Source organism: Longimonas sp., from assembly GCF_040409695.1.
GTDB lineage: Bacteria > Bacteroidota > Rhodothermia > Rhodothermales > Salinibacteraceae > Longimonas.
In genome coordinates, this window is the sequence record NZ_JARWGJ010000195.1 from 1 (window position 1) to 22064 (window position 22064).

A 22064-nucleotide genomic window follows, 5' to 3' on the forward strand; every position below is an offset into this window, starting at 1 on the left:
CATGCTCATAGAGCGAAGAATACTCAGTTTAGAAATAAGAAATTCGTTGTCGCATTCCACGCGTGTTTTCCCGCAGATGCTGGACTTACACGCGACGTTCTTATCTAATAACCGAAAACCGTGCCAGACTCTACCAACTCTTCTATGCCTCCTACAAACGTTGATGTGCTTGCGCTCGGCGCCCATCCTGATGATGTTGAGCTCTGCGCGGGTGGCATCATGTGTGTACTTAATGAACAGGGCTACACGACTGCCGTGGTAGATTTTACCCGTGGCGAATTAGGATCGCGTGGCACGCCTGAAGGGCGCATGCAGGAAGCTCGTGCTGCAGCGCGCATTATGGGACTCGCAGACCGGTCGAACCTTGGGCTCCCTGATGGTAACATTGAGAACACGCCTCAAACGCGCCGCCTTCTCATTGAGCAGATTCGCCGGTATCGTCCTAAGATTGTGCTTCTCAACGCGCCGGAATGCCGCCACCCTGACCATTGCGCGGCTGCCGAGTTGGCTACAGATGCCCTCTACTACAGCGGCTTGCGCAAGATTGAAACGAACGGACCTGATGGAGATGAGCAGGCGCCGTGGCGCCCCCACCATATCTTGCACTACATGCAGGCTGTTCCCTTTGACCCTACGTTCGTGGTCGACGTGTCGAGCGTGTGGGAGCGGCGCATCGACGCTCTCCAAGCCTTTGAGTCGCAGTTTTACAACCCGGAGTACGAGGCCGGCTCCGATGAACCGGAGACCTATGTATCGAACCCAGCGTTTTTTAAATGGGTGGAGGCTCGGGCCCGCACCTATGGCTATCGCATTGGGGCCACGTATGGAGAACCGCTGCTTTACTACCAGGGCCCGGTCGGCGTACGTGACTTACCGGAGGCGCTGTCTATAGAACGCCCGTTCCGGTAAGCCTACCCGTACCATCAGCACGTTTCATCGCTGCAAAGAGCTCCGGGGCATCGCTGCAACTGTCCCGGTCGTTTAGCTGGAGTAGCCCTACTCGACCCTTTTTCCTGTCCCAGCTTTGCAGGTCTTGCTGCCTAAGGGACAGCAAAAGGGCGTGAATTGCCCTGCCTGCTCCAGAGGCCAAGCGCTTCTCTATGGCCCTCGCGCAACAATTTGTTGCCTACTCTACTTATAGCTCTGATGCATACCTGCAACAGATTGACACAAAGGGCTGCTGTGCTCTATATTGCGCTTGGCTGCCTTCATGCATAGAGCAGCCTCTATGATAGAGCAGCACATAACGCTTTCCGTAGGACAGTTTTATCTGCGCAGCGAGCGCATTCTGTGTGCAGGCCGCTCGCCAGTTTTCGGTAACTGATAGCTAACTCCATGACAAGTACAAGTGACTTTCGCAACGGCCTTACGTTCATCTGGAAAAATGATCTATGGCAGATCGTCGACTTCCTTCACGTGAAGCCTGGCAAGGGCGGCGCCTTTGTGCGCACTACGCTTAAAAACGTGCGCGACGGCCGCGAACTTGATAACACCTTCCGTGCCGGTGAAAAGGTCGAAGAGGTGCGTGTAGAAAAGCGCACGCACCAGTTTCTCTATGAAGACGACCTCGGCCTGCACTTCATGAATACGGAAACGTATGAGCAGTTTTCAATTCCTCCTGAGCGTATAGAAGGACGCGAGTATTTGAAGGAGGGTGCTGAAGTTGATATCCTGTTTCGCACCGACACGGAGGAGCCGCTGCGTACCGATCTTCCCCAGAAGATGGACCTGGAGGTTGTTGAAACCACTCCGGGTGTAAAGGGCAACACAGCACAAGGCGGCTCCAAACCGGCTACACTGGAAAGCGGTGCCGTAGTCGACGTGCCGCTTTTCATCAACGAAGGCGATCGCGTGCGCGTTAACACTCAGACCGGCGAATACGAAACACGTGTAGAGTCGGCCTAAAACATACACAGGCACCCCGCCTGTGCTGGAACGCTCAAGACGTGTGGATGCTTTGCCTCCGTACGCTCCTTTTTTACATGCGGTGCCTCCAAGGCTCGTATGATTTTTCGTTTGTCTCATCCAGCCTCAAAACGCATGAAACTGTCCAAGATTCAAGAGCTGCTTCAGATGGTTGCCGAAAGCGGCGTCTCCGAAGTTGAAGTAGAGGAAGACGACTTCAAGATTACGATTCGCCAGAATGCCCCGACGGTTATGATGCAGCCGTCGTACAACCCGCCGATGCACTCGTACGGCCCCCCGCAGCCCTATGGCGCAGCTCCACAGCCGTATGGACAGCAGTCTCCACAGCCGCAACAGCCTGCTCCTGCTCCTGCAAGCGCTTCCTCAGCGCCTGCGTCTACGAAAGAGGCACCTGCTTCGCCAGACCCCGCTACAGGCGAAGATAGCGACGAGCTCGGTGCGAATGAGGTGCTCGTTAAAGCGCCCATCGTAGGCACCTTCTACCGGGCGCCATCGCCCGACTCAGATCCGTTCGTCGAAGAGGGCGACCGCGTTGGAGAAGGCGAAGTGCTCTGCATCATCGAGGCAATGAAGCTGATGAACGAGATCGAATGCGAGCAGCCCGGCGTTATCAAGGAGATTCTCGTTGAAGACGCCGAACCGGTCGAGTTTGACCAGCCGCTCTTTATCGTCGACCAGAGTTAGGCGACCGGCTCCCCGCACGCTCTCTTGCCTGTTTGCATGCCTCTCTGCCTCTACCTTGCATGCGGGCAGTTCGTGCTTGGACTTCTGCCCTTGCTCTTCGATCGTTGTTTCACCTGACCCCCGCCAGCCGTTTTGAAGAAAGTACTGATCGCCAATCGCGGCGAAATTGCCCTTCGCATTATCCGCACCTGTCATGAGATGGGCCTCCGCACGGTCGCCGTATACTCGACGGCCGATGCCGACTCGCTTCACGTGCGGTTTGCTGATGAAGCCGTATGCATCGGACCGCCGGCCTCTGGAGAGAGCTACCTGCGGCCTGATCGGCTCATCGCAGCCGCCGAAGTGACCGGAGCCGACGCTGTCCACCCCGGCTATGGCTTCCTTTCCGAAAACGCTGAGTTCAGTCAGATCTGCTCTGATCATGACCTCACGTTTATTGGCCCCTCGCCCGAGACCATCCGGCTCATGGGGGAGAAAAGCCGCGCGAAAGAGACGATGGCCGAAGCCGGCGTGCCTGTCGTGCCAGGATCCGATGGCATCGTTGCCTCGATGGATGAGGGCAAGCGTATTGCCGATGAGATCGGATACCCGGTCATGGTAAAAGCCAGCGCCGGCGGGGGCGGACGCGGAATGCGCCTCGTGCATAAAGCCGAAGACTTCGAGCAGCTCTACGAGGGCGCTCGCTCCGAAGCCGACGCGGCCTTTGGCAACCCGGCCATATACATCGAGAAGTGCGTCGTGCAGCCGCGCCACATCGAAATCCAACTGGTCGGCGACGGCCAAGGCAACGTTATGCACTACGGTGAGCGCGAGTGCTCCATCCAGCGCCGCCACCAGAAACTGCTTGAGGAGGCCCCCTCCCCGGTCATGGATGAAGACCTGCGCCACCGCATGGGCGAAGCCGCCATCCGGGGAGCATCTTCCATTAACTACGAGGGCGCTGGCACCATCGAATTCCTGGTGGATGCAGAAAAGAATTTCTACTTCATGGAAATGAACACGCGCATCCAGGTTGAACACCCCGTGACTGAAGAGGTCACCGGCTGTGACCTGATCGAGCATCAGATTCGGGTCGCCATGGGCGAAACGGTGACGCGTACCGAGCTTCCGATCAACGGCCATTCAATCGAGTGTCGCATCAACGCGGAAGACCCGGCGCGTAAGTTCAGCCCTTCGCCGGGTACGATTACCGCCTTTCACCAGCCCGGCGGACTCGGCGTACGGGTGGATACGCACGCGTATACAGGCTACCGCATCCCACCCAACTACGACTCGATGATCGCCAAGCTGATCGTACATGGCGACACCCGCGAACGCGCCATCAGGCGGATGAAGCGCGCACTTGACGAGTTCGTCATCGAGGGCGTAAAGACAACGATTCCCTTCCATCAACAGCTGATGGAGAACGCTGACTTCCAAGCAGGCACCTTCGACACGCAGTTTATGGAGTCATTCACGTACACCCCGCCTGAGTAATCCCCCGCTTATCCGTTTCAGGGCCCGCCCTCGCATGCGACATACGTTCGCCCATACGAGATACCGCAGGTCCTCCGTTTCACCTGAACCTTCCCTCCTGTTATGAGCTACCCCAGCGACCTGTACTACACGCAAGATCACGAATGGCTGCGCGTTGAAGACGACGGCACCGCCACCGTCGGCATTACCGACTTTGCCGAGGGCGAATTGGGCGACATTGTGTTCGTTGAGCTTGAGCCCGAAGGCACTACGCTCTCCGCCGGTGATGTATACGGCACGGTAGAAGCCGTGAAGACTGTCTCCGAACTTTACATGCCGGTTTCAGGCACGATCACCGACGTCAACATTAGTCTGGAAGATGCACCGGAGCAGGTAAACGAAGATCCGTATGGCGACGGCTGGATGATCGTTATCGAGATGGAAGACGAGACCGAACTCGACGACCTGCTCGATGCCGAAGCGTACACCGACGTTGCGTAACGTCGTGCTGTCGTCTTTCTCTGTCGTCTTTCTCTGTTTGTGCCCTGTATCGCATGACTGACGAACGCATTCTTATTGTCGACTTCGGGTCACAGTACACGCAGCTCATTGCCCGCCGCGTCCGCGAGGCCGGGGTGTACTCCGAGATCCATCCTTGCACGCGTTCCACCGAAGAGCTCGCTGCGCTGAACCCGAACGGCGTCATCCTTTCAGGCGGGCCCTGCTCGGTGTACGATGACCATGCCCCCGACCTCGACCCCGACCTGCTTCGGCTTACGCACCCCGATGGCACCCCCGTGCCCGTACTGGGCATCTGCTATGGACTGCAGTCGATCGCTTACATCGGAGGCGGAGCCGTAGAGGGCGCAGACCGACGCGAGTTTGGGCGGGCTACGCTGCGCATCCCCGAAAACCACCGTACCGATCCGCTCCTGAAGGGCGTTCCCGACGGGTCGACCGTCTGGATGAGCCATGGCGACCACCTCACGGCGCTTCCCGACGGCTACACCGTCATTGCGCAGACCGAGAACGCCCCCATCGCAGCGGTCCGGCATACCGACCGGCCCCACTTTGGCGTGCAGTTTCACCCCGAAGTGGTGCACACCGACTACGGCGCGCAGCTGCTTGAAAACTTTGCGCTCACCATCTGCGGATGCAGCGGCACCTGGTCGCCCGCATCGTTTGTGGAAACCCAGGTTGCTTCTCTCCGTGAAGCCGTTGGCGATCAGCACGTCATTCTTGGACTCTCGGGCGGGGTCGACTCGTCGGTTGCTGCAGCGCTGCTGCACAAGGCAATCGGCGACCAGCTGCACTGCATTTTTGTCAACAACGGATTGCTGCGCAAAGGCGAGTGGACCCAGGTGCAGGACACCTTCCGCGGTCATTTTGATATGGACTTGCGTGCTGTAGATGCCACCAGCCGGTTTCTTGATGCTCTGGAGGGCATCGACGACCCCGAGGAGAAGCGCGTGCGCATCGGCAATACGTTCATCGACGTGTTCACCGAAGAAACCGACGCGCTCACCGAAGACCTCGGCACCCGCCCGACGTTCCTCGCTCAGGGCACGCTCTACCCCGACGTTATCGAAAGCGTCTCGTTTAAGGGCCCCTCGGCCACGATCAAAACTCACCACAACGTGGGCGGCCTCCCCGAGGAGCTTGATTTTGAGCTGCTGGAGCCGTTTCGTGAGCTCTTTAAGGATGAAGTACGTGCTATTGGAGAGCTTCTGGGCGTTCCGGAGGCTATCGTAAACCGACATCCTTTTCCGGGTCCCGGTCTGGCGATCCGCATTATGGGCGCTGTTACGCCCGAACGGCTGGCTATTGTTCGCGCCGCTGACGCCATCTTTATCGAGGAGCTACGGGCCCGCGGCCTGTATAACGACGTATGGCAAGCCCTTGCGGTGCTGCTCCCCGTGCAAACAGTGGGCGTTATGGGCGACGAGCGCACCTACGAGCACGTCTGTGCCTTGCGTGCCGTAACCAGCGTCGATGGGATGACTGCCGACTGGGCCCACCTCCCGCATGACATGCTCGGGCACACAGCAAACCGCATCGTGAACGAGGTGCGCGGCATCAACCGGGCCACGTACGATATTACCTCCAAGCCGCCGGGTACCATCGAATGGGAGTAGCCGGTTCTCGGGCTTGTCCCCGACGCTTCTGCTCCACCGTATTGCTGATCACCGACCGTATCTGAACTTATGTGGCGTTGGATTTCTGTAGCGCTTGTGCTGATGCTCTCACTCACGGCGCTTGCCCCTGCGCTCCACGCGCAGCAGACAAACGGCATCCCTGTGAATGAAGATGCTGAACTGCTCTTTGAGGAGGGGGTCGCTGCTTTTGAACGAGGCGACTATACCGAGGCGTACCGCCGCTTCCGGGCGACTGTCGAATATCCGCTCCATCGTCAGACCACCGCAGCGCTGCTTATGGGCGGGCGGGCGCTCTACCGGGCCGGACGCTACAACGATGCGATCTCGATCCTCGAAACGCTTCTGCAGCGCTATCCCGACACCAGCTACCGATCGCACGCGAACCAGATCATCAGCTATGCGCGCGACGGCCAGCGCTCCGGGCAAGCTGCACCCGACACGCTACATATCGGCATTATGCTTGACCTGAGCGGTGAAGAGGCCGCCCGCTCGCAAGCCTTTTTCAACGGCGTCCGTCTGGCTGTAGACCGTCACAACGGGGTCTCGCGACGCTATGTGTTTCCTCCTGAGCTCGACAGCGAAGCAGACGTGACGGTGCACGACACGGCTGCCCTTTTTGATGAGGAACGCGCCGCTGACGAAGGGGCCACGGCTCTCGTTACCCAGCGCGACACGCTCTTTGTCGACTCGCTTCAGGCCGTCACAGAACAGGTCGGACAGCCGCAGCGTGTCGCAAAACTACACATGCGGCACTTCTCCGGCCCCGATGGCCCTAATGAGCGCTCGCTTCGGGCAGCGGTCGACTCGCTTGTCCGCGTCGACCGCGCAGATGTTATTATCGGTCCCTTTTACAGTCAGCAAGCAACGATTGCAGGGGATGCGGCTGAGGATGCCGGCGTCGTACTCATCGCGCCGCTGGCAACCGAGTCTACCGTGTCAGCCGGACGTAGCCACGTCTTCCAGGCCAATCCGTCGATTGAGATGCGGGGGCAGGCAATGGCGCGCTATGCCGCTGAGGCGCTGCTTATTCGCTCTACCGCTGTGGTCTACGAGCGGGGCAACCGCCTGAGCGAACGCATGGCAACTGGCTTCCGCGAGGAGGCGCGCTCCATTGGCATGGACGTACCCTTCACCTACGAGGTGCAGAGCTCGCGCACCTGGTCACGCCTGCCCAATGCAATCCGCTCCGACACAACCATCACGGACGAGATGCTTTCCAACGCACAGGCCGTGTACCTCCCGTTCACTGGGCGCAACGCAGGCGGACGCATCCAGGAGGCGCTTATCGGGCTTGAACGCATGCGGCTGGGCATTCGTGCGCTCGGCAACTCGGAGTGGCACGACCTCAACATCGACCAGGAAGCCAGCAAGTTTACCGCCACATACACCAACGACTTCTACGTGAACACCGCACGCGACGACGTGCAGGAGTTCATACGCAACCATGAGATCCTCACCGGCCGCGCCCCTGATGCAGAGTCTCCCACAGCCAAGCGTCTCGTATACACCGGGTACGATGTCGCCGACTATCTCCTGAATGGCCTCGGCGGCGATACGCGTATTCGTCCATCTACACTCCGCAACGCGCCACGCTACGAAGGACTCGGGATTCGTCTTGACTTCAGCGGAGGCAATATCAATCAGGCGCTGTTCATTCATCGCTATCGCAACGACCGGCTGGAGCTGGTGCGGTAGTCTTCTGCATGCTGCGTAGATAATGAGCCGGGCTACGACTCACGCCTTACCCGCTCCACGCCCTACCGCTCCACGCCCTGCTGCGACGAGGCAGGGGCCGATGCAGACACCTCCTCGCTGGCGCGCCCCTTCGGATCGGCCTCGATCCACTCCCGCAGCCAGTGCTCACAGACGTAAAGCACGGGCGTATCGAGTGCGGCAATGCCGATCTTGAATACATATTGCCCGAACACGATACCCTGCCAGGTTGACCACGCGATGGCTTCTGTCTGGGGATTGCCGTCGATCTGTGGCCACCACACCAGTGCAATCGTCACCACCATCGTGGTGTCTACGAGCTGACTGAAGAAGGTCGACCCGTTGTTACGAATCCACATGTACTTGCCCTTGGTGAGTCCGCGCAGCCACTCAAAAATCTGTACGTCGATGTACTGGGCTGTGAGGTAGGCGATCATCGACCCAAGCACGATGCCAGGCATCAGCCCGAACACCATATCAAACGCCTCCTGCGACACCGGCGACGCCTCGTAGACGGGCATCTGCCCGGCAATCCACACCACGAGCGTAACAAATACGCTGACGACGAACCCCACCCCCACCACTGTGCTGGCACGCTTACGGCCAAAGAGCTCGGAGATTAGATCGGTTACAAGAAAGGTAACCGGATATGCAATGATGCCCGCTGAGAGCTCCTGACCAAACAGCACGAAAAACTTGCCTGCGATGGCATTGGTCATGACCAGGGCGCCGATGAACACGCCGGCAAGCATCAGAAAAGCAATTTCGGCGCGGGTCGTACTGGATTCGCGGAGCACACTCGTATCCGCAGCAGAGAAGTGACTGGGTGGGGGCGAGTCGGGCACAGGGCGGGTGCAGGCAGGATGAAGAAAAACAAGACGCTTTTCCAATCAGCACCGGATGCGCTCCGTTCCAACACTTCGGCTGCGTATCCAGCTTTTCCAATAGCCGCCAGCAGCAGCATTGATACATCGCTACAGCCACCCCTCATCGCGATACCAGGCGATCGTCTCGGCCACCCCGTCGTTGAGCGCAATCGACGGGCTGTATCCAACCTGCTCCACGGCTTTGTTGCTGCTGCACATGGTGGCGGCGTGCCTAATCTCGCGGGCTTTCTCCCGGTTTAATGCGGGATACGACCCCGACAGCTTACCCCACAGTTCGGATGCAGCGCCGACGGCTCCAACCATGAAAGTGGGCACTGGCACTGTAACCGCCCATGTGTCCAGCGCCTGCGTCGAGGCCTCTTTTACTTCGTTCCATGCGTAAGGGCGCAGGCTGCCCAGGAAGAAAACGTCATGTAAGGCCTCGGGTGCAGTAGCGCACTGGATCATCCCATCGACCAGGTCGCGCACGTGCACCAGGCTCACCGCCGGTTCGCTTCCTCCACCAACAACCGGACACACGTGGCTGTTCACCGCCTGAAAGAACGTGAGGATGTCCCGGTCGCGCGGCCCATACACCGCAGGCGGACGCACGATTGTGATCGGCAGCGTATCCCAGTACGAGGTAGGCATCTGATGCGTGCTGCGGAGCGCCTCTTCCATCTCCGCTTTGCTTCGCCCGTAGCGACTCACCGGCTCCAGCGGAGCCTCTTCGGTAGCCACCCCCTCTGCACCCCGCCCAACCGCAGCAAGACTGCTCGTCACAAGCACACGGTCAAGATCAGGGGCGACCTGCTTAATTGCACCCAGCAGGTTTAGCGTGCCTCGCACGTTGGCCTGGTAGAACGCATCCCAGTCTTCAGCACGTGTGATTCCTGCCACGTGGTAGACCTCATCAACGCCTCGCAGGCCCTCCCACAGTGCTTCTACGTCTGTCAGGTCGCCCCGTACCGGCGTGATGTCGAGCGGCCCCAGCCACTTTTGCCGCGAACGCACCAGGCACCGCACCTCATCGTATCCACGATCGAGCAACGCCTCTACCAAATGGCTACCGACGAAGCCTGTGCCTCCGGTGACAAATGCGGTTTTCGGTTTTGGATTGGACGGCATGGAGGATGGTCAGGGAAAGATGGTAAATGGAAGATAGAAGGTTGTCGTGAGGCTATTTCGTCACTCGGCAGGCCCAGAGCAGAAAGTGTCAGTGCGTTGAGTCATGCGCAATCATGCGCTGAAGCGTGCTACCAATCTGTTGCCCGGCGATGTTGCGCATTTTGCATTCGGCTTCGGGCAGATAACCACATATGCAGCCAGGATCGAATTGATGAGGAGAAAGGGTGGTAGTTTGTAAGAAGATAGACCTACCGCGTTACGCTACCATAACGCCGCATCCCATCTCTCTCTCCTCCCCCCATCCATCTACCCTTTTCTGGAAAGCCGCACCACATTCTCAATATGCGGCGTATGCGGAAACATATCGACAGGCTGCACGGCATCAATCTGATACACATCGTGCAGGCGGTCGAGATCACGTACCTGCGTCTGCGGATTGCAGCTCACGTACACGAAGCGCTCGGGGCGTAGGGCTTCAATTTGGGCCACGACCTTTTTGTGCATGCCGTTACGCGGTGGGTCGACGATAAGCACGTCGGGCGTGCCGTGTGTGTCCACGAAATCGTCAGTAAAGACGGTCTTCAGGTCGCCGGGCACAAACGTGCAGTTTGCTACCTCATTCTGGGCCGCATTAGCTCGTGCATCGGCTACAGCTTCTTCGATAAGCTCAACCCCTACCACGTGCTCCACGGCATCCGACAGGAACAGCGAGATGGTACCAGCGCCGCAGTACAGGTCGTAGACCGTGTCGGTAGGGCGCAGGTCGGCCATGTCGCGAGCCACTTCGTACAGCCGCTCAGCCTGGCGTGTGTTGGTCTGAAAGAAGGACTGCGGACTGATCTTGAACCGGTAGTCGCCAATCATGTCGTTGATGGTGCCGGGGCCGAAGACGGTCTGCGTGTCGCCCTCTACGTTGTGCGATTTGCCGGTATGGTTCGTATCCACAAAGGTGGTAACCTCTGGAAAGTCGCGCTGCAGGAAATCGGCAAAGGCATCGCGGCGCTCGGCATTGCGTCCGTACGTAACGAGGTTCACCATCACGTCGCCGGTGCGCTTGCCCTCGCGGATGACGAGATGCCGCAGATACCCTTCTTGCTGGCGGATGTCCCACGGTGCCCAGCCCTGCTCTTTCACGAAATCGCGTACGCCGTTCACGAGGCGCGCACTGAGCTCCGATTGCAGATGGCATTCCTGCAGGTCGATCACCTTGTCGTAATGGCCGGGCGCGTGCATCCCCAGCGCAAAGTCGGTATCGAAGTCCTGGCCCGTGCTGATTTCGTCGGACGTGAGCCAGCGGTCGGCGCTGAAGTCGAAGTCCATCTTGTTGCGGTAGTAGAACGGATCGTCCATCCCGATAACCGGGGGCACCTCCACACCGTCAAACTCGCTATGATGCGCAAAGGCTTCCTGTACCGACTGCTGCTTGGCCTGCAGCTGGGCTGCGTACTTCACATGCTGGCGCGCACATCCGCCGCAGGTGTCGGCGTAGCGGCAGCGGGGCTCGGTGCGCAGGTCGCTGGGCTCGATGAGCGTATCGAGCTTGGCCTTTGCAAAGTTCGACTTGGTCTGATAGAGATACGCCTTCACACGATCGCCCGGCACCGCGCCCTCCACAAAAATTACGTAGCCGTCGATGCGGGCCAATGAGGCTCCTTTATCGGCAAACTTTTCGATGTCGAGGGTAACGAGGTCGCCACGGGATACGGAGGCCATAGGCAGGCACAAGATAAAAGGAAGGAGCCAAAACGGAGACGTCATGCAGCCGGATTGTATGCACAGCCTCACCCCGCGTTGCAAACCGCGTTACGAACGCGTAAAGGGAAAAAAGAATGGGGAACGCTCTCTTGATTCTTATACACGAGATTCATACTTTCGGAAATACAGATGCAGTCTTATCACGCAACAATTTCTTGCCTATCTCCAGCTGCATCGTATAGGTAGAACGCCATCAAACAAACTTCAGAACAATGCGGTTATCTACCCTGACTCAATACGCTACGTGCTTTGTTCTTGTCTTTGCACTTGCTCTCACCACCGGCTGCGACACGGTAGACTCTGCAGAGGATCTGCCCGACCCGTACGCTGACATCCAGGTAAGCGCTCCGCTCAGCGCAACCATTGATGGACAGGCGACCCTGGGAGGATCCGAGTCGTTTGGCGAACAGGGCGCGATGGTCTTTCCGTTTGAAGACCTGGGCATTACACTCACCGCTATCCAACTATTTGGGGAGGACGGCGAGGGCATTGCCCACAATCTCTCGTTTGTATACATCGGCGAGGATCGGCTATCGGAGGGCACATATGACATTGACTTCGACCTGCCCTGTCAGGATCTAACAGATTGCCAGCGGAGCGGCCTCTTCTTCGGTGAGCGACTGATGACGAACTATGTACGGGCAGCCTCTGACTCACTTCACACCTATGTGCTACAGAACGGAATGCTTACGGTAGAACATGCCACCGATGACGCCATCGAGGGCACGTTTGCCTTCGAAGCCGCCGTAGAAGTCAGTACGTCGCGCGCGGATTTAGAAGCGTTCTACGATTCACTCCGGACGACCTGGCCTACAGGTGGGAACCGCTACGAAGACATGCCGGAGTTTCCCCCGCAGCATCGTACGCCGCTCACACCGCCTGCCACTGTCGAAGGCTCTTTTGCAGCCACACCGGGCGAGTTTCCCAACACGATGGGAAGCTCGTTCGGCTGGATCATGCGAGGCGGCATCTTTAGCAGAACGCAGTAGAGACACGTCGTACGGTGTACCTACCGCTGTGTCTTCCGCCTGCCCTACACCGAAAACTTGTACCCGATGCCGTACACCGTTTCGATGTAGATGGGCTCAGTGGGGTCGGGCTCGATCTTTTTGCGGAGCGAAGCCACGTGGCGGTCGATCGTGCGCGTGGTGATGTCGCCGCTGATCCCCCACACGTCGCGTAAGAGCTGCTTGCGGCTTACGGTGCGCCCACGGTGTTCTATGAAGTACTCCAGGATGTCGAACTCCAGCGTAGTAAACTCAACCATCTCTCCGTTACAGCGTGCCGTCTGATTCTGAAAGTTGACCTCAACATCCCCAAAGCTAAAGCCGTCGCCTTCTCCGTCGCCTTCCTGGCTTCGGTCTAGCACCGCACGCACACGAGCAGCCAGCTCTTCAGCATCAAAGGGCTTGGTCACGTAGTCGTCGGCGCCCAGCTCAAAGCCGCGCAGCTTGTCGTCTTCACTGCCCTTCACCGTGAGCATAATCACGGGCGACTTAACGCCGGAATTGCGCGCTTCACGAAGAATTTCAAAGCCGGTCTTGTTGGGGAGCATCACATCCAGAATCACCAGATCATACGGCGGGAGGGTTGTAATCTCTTGCAGCGCCTGCTCTCCATCGGCAACGCGTGACACATGGTAGCCCTTCAGATCAAAAAACTCCTCAAGTCCTGCGCCTACTTCTGGGTCGTCTTCTACAATGAGCAGACGGGGGGCGGTGGTAGTAGATGAAGTGTTATACATACCTACATGCATTAAATGACGGCATTGGCTGGTGGTTGAAAGCCGCTTTTCGCGCAAACAGTTCTACGTAGAGTGTGCGGGGCCCAATACAACCGGCCTCGATACATGCGCACCAGCAAGGTCATTTCTCTCAACCGCATGTATCAATCAATACACACCGCGCATGTTCGCCCAATTATCCTCTAAAACGTCGTGCACAGCCTGGATTGCAGAACATGAGCAGAACATGAGCAGGGTATGTCCCTACTCGCAGCGTAAACCGGAATACCGCACGGCCGTAGAGGTCGCCACAGGTCGTTATCACGCAACGTCGCATCTGCAATAGACGCAATAGAACGCACACACGGCTGCATCGTTAGACATCCTGTAACAGCACTCTTTTTCACAACCCCTGCTGCCCCATGGATGCACAGTTTTGGATGATCACGATCCCAACGCTGGTTATCTTCTTCACGCTGGCTGCGCTGCTGCTTGTGCCCATCTGGCGGTTCTTAGACCGCGAAGAGAAGGTGAGCGAGCGCTGGACCCCCGAAACCGTTGGCGACCGCCTGCAGGAGCACGAAGAGCGCCTGAAAGCATACGAAGCGCAGAAAGCCCCGTCTTCCTCACGAAACGATTCCGACGAGTAGCCTGGCTCGCTCTGCATCCTGCCTGCCCCGTCTGTTGATCATACTATTGGGTCTGGGCGGATGCGGGCGCAGTGCCTCTCTGCATATTCTGGACGCGCATCCCGTCTATGGCATCTGGATTACTATGTCGCCTTGGATGCGCTCAACCGTCTTCGGACCGATGCCTGGCACGTTCTGCAGCTCTTCTGCCGACCGAAATGGGCCGTTCGCATCCCTATAGCTAATAATGCGCTGTGAGAGCGCGGGCCCAATTCCCGAAAGCCGTTGCAGCTCGGTCGCCTCTGCAGCATTCACGTCTACCGGAGGCGGTGGGGCTGCTGCCAGCGGAGATTCCGCTTCGTACTGCGCTATGCTCGCAGCTGTAGCAGCCCCGGCTTCTCTTTCCCCGGCGTCTGCATGTCCGAACTCCGGGTTGCCCATGCCGGCATTGGGGTGCGCCCTATTCGTCTGTACCGTATCCGTGCGCACCGTGTCTGCTGCGGGCCACACCACGTGGTCGGCCAGCGGCGGAATCTGTTGCATCCGCCAGTGATGCACGCCGGCCCCCAGCATCAACAATCCAGCCAGCACCAGCACGACCGTCGTTTCAATGGCCGTAATCGCAACGTAGCGTTGTATCTTGTAGAGCCAGCGCATCCCTCAAACAGTTTCTGTGTGGTGGACGTGTACAGTATAGCGACACTGCAGGCTGGCTGCTCGTAACGTATCCGTTGTCTACTGCCCCGCTTTACCACGTACGCTCATGGCCCAACGAGAAATTATCCGGACAGAGGCGGTTGTGCTTCGCGGACTTGACTACAGCGAGACGAGCCGCATTGCTACGCTGCTCACCGAGGCGCAGGGCAAGGTGTCGGTGCTCGCCAAAGGAGCGCGGCGAACGAAAAGCAAGTTCGGCGCCACGCTGCAGCCGATGGCTCATACGCAGGTCGTCTACTACTACAAGCCCTCGCGCAGCTTGCAGATGCTCAGTGAGAGCAGCCATGTGGCAACCTACGACCACCTCAGCAATCACCTGAACAAGATCACGCTGGGCCTGCGCATTGTAGAGCTCACCGATGCGCTCCTGAGCGCTGAGAGCCGCCAGCCTCAGATCTTTACGCTTTTGGTGCGTGTGCTGCATCGCCTCGATGACGAGATGAATCGCCCCGAAACGCTGTGGCCGTTCTTCCAGCTTCGGCTGGCACAGGCGCTCGGACTCGCCCCGGCCATACGGCGCGAACGCGTCGAGGCTGTAGATGAGGAGGGCTGGCTTTCGCTTGCCGACGGGGGCGTATACCCAATCACAGAACGGCCAAGCAGCGCACGGAAAGCGCCCCGTGCGGCTCTACGCGCCTACGCCGTTCTCGCACGGGCCGATCTCGACACGGTGCTACGCATGGAGCTTACGTCCAGGCAGCGCCGCCGCGTACAAGAGCTGGTAGATGCGTACCTGCGCTATCACTTCGATGAGAGCATTCCCAACCGCTGCCGTACCGTGCTGGCCCAGTTGAAACGGCCTCCTGCGCGGTAGTCCGCGTGGGTAGCAGAAGTGGGTAACGGAAGTGGAGTAACGGAAGCAAACAACATATCCGGTCGGCGCTTACAGAGGCAGCTGGCCGTGCTACTAAGGCCTGGTGTGTGTCACGTTTCCATCGGCCTCACCGCAGATCACATCGGTCGCCATCCCCAAGAACAGTCCGTGATCCAAGATGCCCGGATGGTCGTTCAGCGTCCGGCTGAGCGCCTCCGGATCTTCGATGCCGTCAAAGTGAGCGTCTATGATCCAGAGGGCCTGGTCGGTAATCACCGGACCGTCTTTGGCCTGTCCCATGCGCAGTTCGGGGCGGCCGCCCAGCTTCCCGATAAGGCGTTGCACCGGCCCCACGGCCATAGGCACCACCTCGATGGGTACCGGACACTGGCTCCCGAGCGTATCTACCTCTTTCGACGGGTCGATAAGCACCACGAAGCGTTCGGCGGCATGCGCCACGACCTTCTCGCGGGTGTGCGCCGCCCCGCGTCCCTTGATGAGCCGCCCCTGCGGATCTACCTCGTCGGCCCCGTCGAGCGCCAGGTCAAGGCGCGGCGTGTCGTCGAGCGTGGTGAGCGGGATGCCGTACTGGTGCGCGAGTCGCTCTGCCGCAAAAGATGTTGGCACCCCCACCACATCCAGGGCTTCCTTCTGAATACGCACACCCAGCGCCTCCAGCGCACAGGCTGTGGTCGAGCCGGTACCCAGCCCCAGCATCATTCCAGATTCAACGAGATCGGCTGCCGCGGAACCGGCGGCTTGCTTGGCGGCAGAGGCGTCAGACATTCGTACAGAGCATTGAGGGAAGATAAAGCGTGCTATGCATCTTTTTTAACATGTTTGCTGGACCGCGCAATCGCAAGCAGAGATCCGGCAAATAGCGCTGTGTGTAGCCCTGTGCTACCGCAGGCTGATCCAGCGTCCATTTATACCGGACTCTACTCGTACCGGAGCGACTCGATCGGATCGAGGCGGGCGGCTTTGTAAGCCGGGTAGCCGCCAAACACCAGCGCAATGACCGTCACGCCGAGCACCGCCCCCATCGCCCAGTCCCACGGAAAGGCCATCCCGATCTCGAAGTAGACGGCAACCAGGTTGCCAAAGAGCCCTCCCAGCACAATGCCAACCAGCCCCCCGATCTGGCACAGCACGACCGCTTCCAGCAGGAACTGGCCCAGCACGTCGCGCTTCTTGGCCCCAACCGACTTGCGAATGCCAATTTCGCGCGTACGCTCGGTCACCGACACCAGCATGATGTTCATGATTCCGATTCCAGCTGTTATCAGCGCGATCAGTCCGATGCCGGCCCCTGCGATAGTCAGCGTAGCGGTAAACGCGTCGAAGGTGCTGCGTGCCGATTCGTTGGTCTCGATCTCGAAGTTGTTGGATTCGCCCGCATCTACACGCCGAATGACACGCATCTGACTGATAATAGCATCCTGTGCCGCAAGCATCTGCGCGTCGTCGTCGACCCGCACGCTCACGCTGTTCATGTTGCGGCCTCCGTCGCCGTAGGTAGCCAGAAGATGCGTGATCGGCGCGTAGACGCGCGAGTCCGGGTCGAGGCCGAGGAAGCCGCCTTTTTCTTCGAGCACGCCCACCACCTCCAGGCGCACCCGTCCGATGCGTATCTCGTTGCCAACCGGGTCGGTATTCGGGAAGAGCGTTTCTGCCACCGGAGCCCCCAATAGCGCAACCGGACGGCCGCGCGACACGTCTTGCTCAGTGAAGGGGCGGCCGCTTTCAAGCGTAAACCCAAAGTTATCCAGGAAGAACTGATCGGCGCCGTGAAGCTCGATTGCTGCCTCTGTTTCAGCAAAGCGCGAGCGCGTGCGTTCGCGGCTCGCAAAACGGTTCAGCACCCCAATGTCGTAATCGGCCCCCACCCGCTCGCGCAGCGTCTCGACCTGGTTGTACGTAATCGGCGGCCGGTACGTGCGTCCGCCACGCGGCCCGACGAACTGAGCTCCGTGACGCTCTACTGAGAACGTGTTGGTTCCGTACTGTTGAATTGACTCCTGAAAATAGGTGTCGATCACTTCGACGGCTGTTACCGCAGCAATCACGGCGAACACGCCAATCACCATGCCCAGCAGAGTGAGGGCCGAGCGGGTGATGTTGGCCCGCAACGAGCGCAAGGCCGACCAGAACGCTTCAATCAAACTCACAGGTACAGGGGGATTCGGAGCGGGAGGAATACGGAGAGGGAGATGGGGCGCTACTCGTAGCGGAGCGCCTCAATCGGACGCGCTTGCGCGGCCTGCCAGGCAGGCGCAATGCCGAAGAGGATGCCAACGCTCACACAGATGCCGAACGCCAGGGCGATGATCTGCACCGGCAGCTGAGCGGCAAACCCGAGTCCTTCGCTGATGAAGGTTGTAAGGCCGTAGGTAATGCCTACGCCGATCGCACCGCCAATGAGACAGACGATGATCGCCTCAATCAAGAACTGAAGCAGAATGGTGTAGCGCTTAGCGCCGACGGCTTTGCGGATCCCGATCTCTTTCGTACGCTCTTTCACCGACACAAACATGATGTTCATTACCCCGATACCGCCCACGACCAGTGCAAGCGCCGTCAGGAAGATGCCTACGCCGTAAATCGCCAGGCGCACCGTGGAAAACGATGCTCGGATCTCGTCTTGCTGATTGATCTCGAAGTTGTTCGCCTCCATCGGATCCACCTGACGAGCCGTGCGCAGAATGCCGGTTAGCTCGTCTTCGGCAACTGGCATCAGATCGGTGTCGCCGACTTTCACCATGATGGTAATGCTGCGCCACCGGCTTACGCCGAAGACGCGCTCGAACGACTGAAACGGAATAATCACTGTGTTGTCGTGGCTCCCCTCATCCCCAAAGAGCCCGCTGCCTTCGCGCTCCATGACGCCAACTACGGTGCAGGGGGCCATGCCCATACGCACCTGCTGACCGAGAGCGGCCCCCTGTGGAAAGAGCTCGTCGGCGATGCCCGCGCCAATCACGCACACGTTGCGCGCACCGCGCTCATCGGCATCGGTCAGGAATCGACCCTCAGCAAGATCTACCCCTCGGATCTGTCCGTACAGCGGGGTAGAGCCCGTAATGGAAGCGCGTGCCGAGCGATCGCGATGGCTTACAGTACGCCCCGTGTTTGCCATCGGCGCTACAAACGACGCATAGGCCGACTGCTCTTGGATCGTGTTGACCAGGTCGGCGGAGATAGCAGGGCGGTTGGCCATCTCCCACCAGTCTACGTTGACGTTTGCCCCCCACGGAAACTTGCTCACGTACATCACATCGGCCCCGAGCGAGGAGAGCGTTTCTTCAAACTCCTCGTTGACCCCGCTAATGAGCGCGGCCATGAGCGTGACCGACACAATGCCAATGATGATGCCAAGCGTGGTGAGAATCGAACGCAGACGATTCGCCCAAATCGCATTCAATGCAATACGCAGGCCTTCTATGAGGTCGAATATGAAACGGCGCACGAGCAGAAGCAGATTGGTGCAGCAGGAGGATTCGATAGCAGCATCCAACCTACGTGTACCCTGAAACGATAGTTACAGCCCCATCTATGGACTGACCGTCCTGTGTTGCAGGATGTGCTTCAGGGGGTCTTACTTCGGAAAGGAACGTGAGAAGCGCAGCCGGTAATCTTCGTGTTCGGCGTTGTATCCGGCTTTCACTACCTGAAACCCTTCGTTCAGCGCCAGGATCGTCATACCCGGATGCTTGTTCGGGAATGTATCGAACACAAACTCCCGGTACCCTCGGCCGCGCACCGCATCCAGCATTGCGTGCAACAGCGCACGGGCCACCCCCTGGCGTCGCACGTCGGGGACGACCCCACCTTTCGCGCTGTAAAACACCCCCTTACGTAGACGATAGCCTACTTTGAAGCCCGTGGGGGCCCCGTTCAGCCACGCCACCAACATAAGCAGATCGGTCCGCTCGAACGAGCGAATCACGTGCGTATCCCCAAAGATGCGCCGGTTGAGCTCACGGATGATCGCCCGCTCTTCTCGTGGCACTTCTACAATCCGAAGCGAAGTTGATACGTCCATGGCGAGATCGGGAAGCAAGGGAAGACGGCAAGACGCGTAACGAGGGTGCTGTAAAACAGCGGAGTGCAACAAGTTGCACAATCATATTACCAGACCATGCAAGGCCCTCAAGAGACGGCCCTACGTCTTAAAAAGGGAGCCCATCTTTGGTACTGGAGGGAGAGGAGTCGGAGCGTTCCGCATCGGAGTGTTCCGCATCGGAGCGTTCCGCATCGGTGGGGGGAGCCTCTCGCGATGAATCTGCTTCGGGCAGGGATGCGGGGCCGGCGTCCTCAGATTCGGTTAGCTGTTTCTGGGACGGCCCCTCGACCAGCTCCACCGGCTCTAACACCGACGGCGGTACGTCTTCTATGAACCGACTGGGCGACGCCATCGTGTCGCCGTAGAACCGCTGCGTTTGTAGCATCGGATACGAGATAAAGAGGTTTTCCTCGGCGCGGGTTACCGCCACGTAGAGGAGACGAAGCTCCTCATCGAGTCCCCCCGGCTCGTTGAGTGCGTACTGTGAGGGCAGCGTGCCATCGACCGCATGAATCAGAAATACGGTGTGGAATTCCAGTCCCTTTGCGGAGTGAATGGTCGAAAGCACCAGCGGCGGCTCATCGTCATCGGTTCCCTCCTGATCGAGCGCCGAGAGCTCGATCGGGTCGAGAGTAAGGTCGGCCAGAAAGCGCTGACGGCTCTCGTATCCAGCTGCCAGATGGCCCAGCTGCTCCAGGTCAGACGCACGCTTCGGGTAGTCGTCGGGGTAGGCATCTTCGAAAAGCGGCGTGTAGTAGGTAAGTACCGCGTCAACCTGTTCAGAGAGCGGCGCCTCATCGGGGCGAATGCTTCGCAGGGTGTTCAGAAGGCGCGTGAGCGTATCGAGATACCGCTGTGCGAACGGCCCCTGCTCATCCACGACAAACGGCTCCCGATCGCCCTCGGTGAGCCAGTCGATGAGCGACTGTGCCGTTTTAGGACCGATGCCGTGAATCAGCTTCAAGATCCGGTTCCAGGCCGCAGCATCGTCTGGATTTTCTGCCACGCGTAGATGTGCAAGCACGTCTTTGATGTGTGCTGCTTCGTTCAGTTTGGTGCCCCCGTACTTCACATACGGAATGTTGCGGCGGTTCAGCTCAATCTCTACGTCGTATGCGTTGTGACTGCTTCGGAAGAGCACAGCCTGATCGCTCAGTGGCACGCCTTGCTCGCGCAGCTGTGCTATCATCTGCCCCACGAACTGCGCTTCCATCGACGTGTCGGCCGCCGGCACAACGGCGGGTAGCTCCCCCTCGGTCTTGTCGGAGAAGAGCGTCTTGTCATACGAACGGTCGGCGCTCTCGATCAGATGATTGGCGAACTCCAGGATGGGCTGTGTGGAGCGGTAGTTTTGCTCCAGCTTGAGCACGCGCGCCTCCTCATAGAGCTTGGGGAAGCGGAAGATGTTGCGGAAGTCGGCGCCCCGAAAGCGGTAGATGCTCTGTGCATCGTCTCCCACGGCGGTAACGTTGCCGTGGACCGAAGTGAACTGCCGCACGAGCTTGGCCTGAAGCGCGTTGGTGTCCTGGTACTCATCGACCAGCACATGGCGGCAGCGAGACGCCACCTGCTGGCGCAGGTCGTCGTGCATGGCGAGCATCTCGTGGGTGCGACGCAGGAGGTCGTCGAAGTCGAGCATGTGATGCTCCGCCTTGTAGGTGCGGTACGTCTCCTGCAGCTTGCGCAGATCGTCGTGCAGATGCGTAAACTGCGGATACTTTGCCTCAAGCACCGAGGCGAGCGAGCGGTCGCGATTCACGGTAGCCGAGAACATTGACTGCAGAGCGCGCTTGCTCGGAAAACGGTCGTCGCGCTCGGTGTATCCGCCCCGGGTACGGAGCATCGACAGCACATCGGCGGCATCCGACGCATCCAGAATGGTAAACGTTTTCGCGAGGTTGATAGCAGGCGCGTGGCGACGCAGCAGCTGTACACAGAAGCTGTGGAAGGTGCCGCCCTGCACGCGTTGGCATCGACCGTCGAGCAGCGAGGCCGCACGGGCCATCATATCGCGTGCTGCGCGGCGCGTAAAGGTGAGAAGCACAATGGAACGTGGGTCGAGTCCCGTTTCGACCAGGTACGAAAGCCGGTACACGAGCGTGCGCGTCTTGCCCGTACCTGCCCCCGCAATAATCAGAAGAGCTCCGGGATCGGCCGTAGCCGCTGCGTACTGCTGGTCGTTGAGTTCAGCGCGATAGTCAACCGTAAGCTGGTCGGGCGCAGGTGTATCGGAGCGGTCGGACTGTAAGACAATGCGGCGGGCCATAGAGTGGCAAGAACCCTGGGAGCGAGAATAAGAAGCTGCGCAACACGCAATGCAGCCAGTGGTATGAGGAATGCAGCGTTGTTAAAAATAACTTCGACCTGCACAGAGGTGATCCCACAGTTATCTCACGTGCGCAGCAGTGCCTGTGCTTGCACGCCGCTTGTACACA

Annotated in this window: 20 protein-coding genes; 10 read left to right on the forward strand and 10 right to left on the reverse strand. The window is 59.0% G+C overall.

The features are described 5' to 3' along the window. The first annotated feature begins 144 nt into the window (after window positions 1-144). From bshB1 to PPP56_RS11555, 7 genes are all read left to right on the forward strand, one after another. A complete protein-coding gene (gene bshB1, locus PPP56_RS11525; RefSeq protein ID WP_353564194.1) occupies window positions 145-909 on the forward strand; it encodes a bacillithiol biosynthesis deacetylase BshB1 in 765 nt (254 codons plus the stop codon). Window positions 910-1335: 426 nt separating this feature from the next. Further along, on the forward strand, window positions 1336-1905 hold the full coding sequence (gene efp, locus PPP56_RS11530; RefSeq protein WP_353564195.1) for an elongation factor P: 570 nt from the start codon (window positions 1336-1338) through the stop codon (window positions 1903-1905). 135 nt (window positions 1906-2040) lie between these two features. Continuing rightward, window positions 2041-2610 (forward strand): acetyl-CoA carboxylase biotin carboxyl carrier protein, encoded by a 570-nt coding sequence (gene accB / locus PPP56_RS11535; protein ID WP_353564196.1) that lies wholly within the window; start codon window positions 2041-2043, stop codon window positions 2608-2610. A gap of 132 nt (window positions 2611-2742) precedes the next feature. Then, window positions 2743-4086 (forward strand): acetyl-CoA carboxylase biotin carboxylase subunit, encoded by a 1344-nt coding sequence (accC, locus tag PPP56_RS11540; protein ID WP_353564197.1) that lies wholly within the window; start codon window positions 2743-2745, stop codon window positions 4084-4086. Between the two features lie 102 nt (window positions 4087-4188). Further along, window positions 4189-4566, forward strand: a complete 378-nt coding sequence (gene gcvH / locus PPP56_RS11545) for a glycine cleavage system protein GcvH (protein WP_353564198.1) — start codon at window positions 4189-4191, stop codon at window positions 4564-4566. 53 nt (window positions 4567-4619) lie between these two features. After that, window positions 4620-6200: a glutamine-hydrolyzing GMP synthase gene (gene guaA, locus PPP56_RS11550; RefSeq protein WP_353564199.1), complete on the forward strand. Its 1581-nt coding sequence runs from the start codon at window positions 4620-4622 to the stop codon at window positions 6198-6200. Between the two features lie 69 nt (window positions 6201-6269). Continuing rightward, window positions 6270-7916, forward strand: a complete 1647-nt coding sequence (locus PPP56_RS11555) for an ABC transporter substrate-binding protein (RefSeq protein ID WP_353564200.1) — start codon at window positions 6270-6272, stop codon at window positions 7914-7916. A gap of 62 nt (window positions 7917-7978) precedes the next feature. Here PPP56_RS11555 and PPP56_RS11560 read toward each other — a convergent pair whose 3' ends face one another. The 3 genes from PPP56_RS11560 to rlmD all read right to left on the reverse strand — a co-directional run bounded on the left by PPP56_RS11560 (window position 7979) and on the right by rlmD (window position 11641). After that, window positions 7979-8779, reverse strand: coding sequence for a queuosine precursor transporter (locus tag PPP56_RS11560; protein WP_353564201.1), 801 nt, complete (start codon window positions 8777-8779; stop codon window positions 7979-7981). 129 nt (window positions 8780-8908) lie between these two features. Continuing rightward, window positions 8909-9928 (reverse strand): NAD-dependent epimerase/dehydratase family protein, encoded by a 1020-nt coding sequence (locus PPP56_RS11565; protein WP_353564202.1) that lies wholly within the window; start codon window positions 9926-9928, stop codon window positions 8909-8911. Window positions 9929-10234: 306 nt separating this feature from the next. Beyond that, a complete protein-coding gene (gene rlmD, locus PPP56_RS11570) occupies window positions 10235-11641 on the reverse strand; it encodes a 23S rRNA (uracil(1939)-C(5))-methyltransferase RlmD (protein WP_353564203.1) in 1407 nt (468 codons plus the stop codon). Window positions 11642-11895: 254 nt separating this feature from the next. On the opposite strand from rlmD, the gene PPP56_RS11575 reads away from it, so the two are divergent. Further along, window positions 11896-12672, forward strand: coding sequence for a hypothetical protein (locus PPP56_RS11575; protein ID WP_353564204.1), 777 nt, complete (start codon window positions 11896-11898; stop codon window positions 12670-12672). A 44-nt stretch (window positions 12673-12716) separates the two neighbouring features. On the opposite strand, the gene PPP56_RS11580 is transcribed toward PPP56_RS11575, so the two are convergent. Continuing rightward, window positions 12717-13427, reverse strand: a complete 711-nt coding sequence (locus PPP56_RS11580; protein WP_353564205.1) for a response regulator transcription factor — start codon at window positions 13425-13427, stop codon at window positions 12717-12719. Between the two features lie 401 nt (window positions 13428-13828). Between PPP56_RS11580 and PPP56_RS11585 the strand changes: the two genes are divergently transcribed. Beyond that, a complete protein-coding gene (locus PPP56_RS11585; RefSeq protein ID WP_353564206.1) occupies window positions 13829-14056 on the forward strand; it encodes a hypothetical protein in 228 nt (75 codons plus the stop codon). A 105-nt stretch (window positions 14057-14161) separates the two neighbouring features. On the opposite strand, the gene PPP56_RS11590 is transcribed toward PPP56_RS11585, so the two are convergent. After that, window positions 14162-14692: a ComEA family DNA-binding protein gene (locus tag PPP56_RS11590; protein ID WP_353564207.1), complete on the reverse strand. Its 531-nt coding sequence runs from the start codon at window positions 14690-14692 to the stop codon at window positions 14162-14164. A 106-nt stretch (window positions 14693-14798) separates the two neighbouring features. Here PPP56_RS11590 and recO point away from each other — a divergent pair, with 106 nt between their 5' ends. Further along, window positions 14799-15566, forward strand: coding sequence for a DNA repair protein RecO (gene recO, locus PPP56_RS11595; protein ID WP_353564208.1), 768 nt, complete (start codon window positions 14799-14801; stop codon window positions 15564-15566). Window positions 15567-15659: 93 nt separating this feature from the next. On the opposite strand, the gene rpiA is transcribed toward recO, so the two are convergent. From rpiA to PPP56_RS11620, 5 genes are all read right to left on the reverse strand, one after another. Next, window positions 15660-16352, reverse strand: coding sequence for a ribose-5-phosphate isomerase RpiA (rpiA, locus tag PPP56_RS11600; protein ID WP_353564209.1), 693 nt, complete (start codon window positions 16350-16352; stop codon window positions 15660-15662). Between the two features lie 152 nt (window positions 16353-16504). Beyond that, window positions 16505-17734, reverse strand: a complete 1230-nt coding sequence (locus PPP56_RS11605; RefSeq protein WP_353564210.1) for an ABC transporter permease — start codon at window positions 17732-17734, stop codon at window positions 16505-16507. 50 nt (window positions 17735-17784) lie between these two features. Further along, window positions 17785-19032, reverse strand: coding sequence for an ABC transporter permease (locus PPP56_RS11610; RefSeq protein WP_353564211.1), 1248 nt, complete (start codon window positions 19030-19032; stop codon window positions 17785-17787). A gap of 129 nt (window positions 19033-19161) precedes the next feature. Next, a complete protein-coding gene (locus PPP56_RS11615; protein WP_353564212.1) occupies window positions 19162-19608 on the reverse strand; it encodes a GNAT family N-acetyltransferase in 447 nt (148 codons plus the stop codon). Between the two features lie 127 nt (window positions 19609-19735). After that, the gene (locus tag PPP56_RS11620) at window positions 19736-21895 is read right to left on the reverse strand and encodes an ATP-dependent helicase (RefSeq protein WP_353564213.1); all 2160 of its coding nucleotides are present in this window, start codon (window positions 21893-21895) and stop codon (window positions 19736-19738) included. Window positions 21896-22064: the final 169 nt, after the last annotated feature.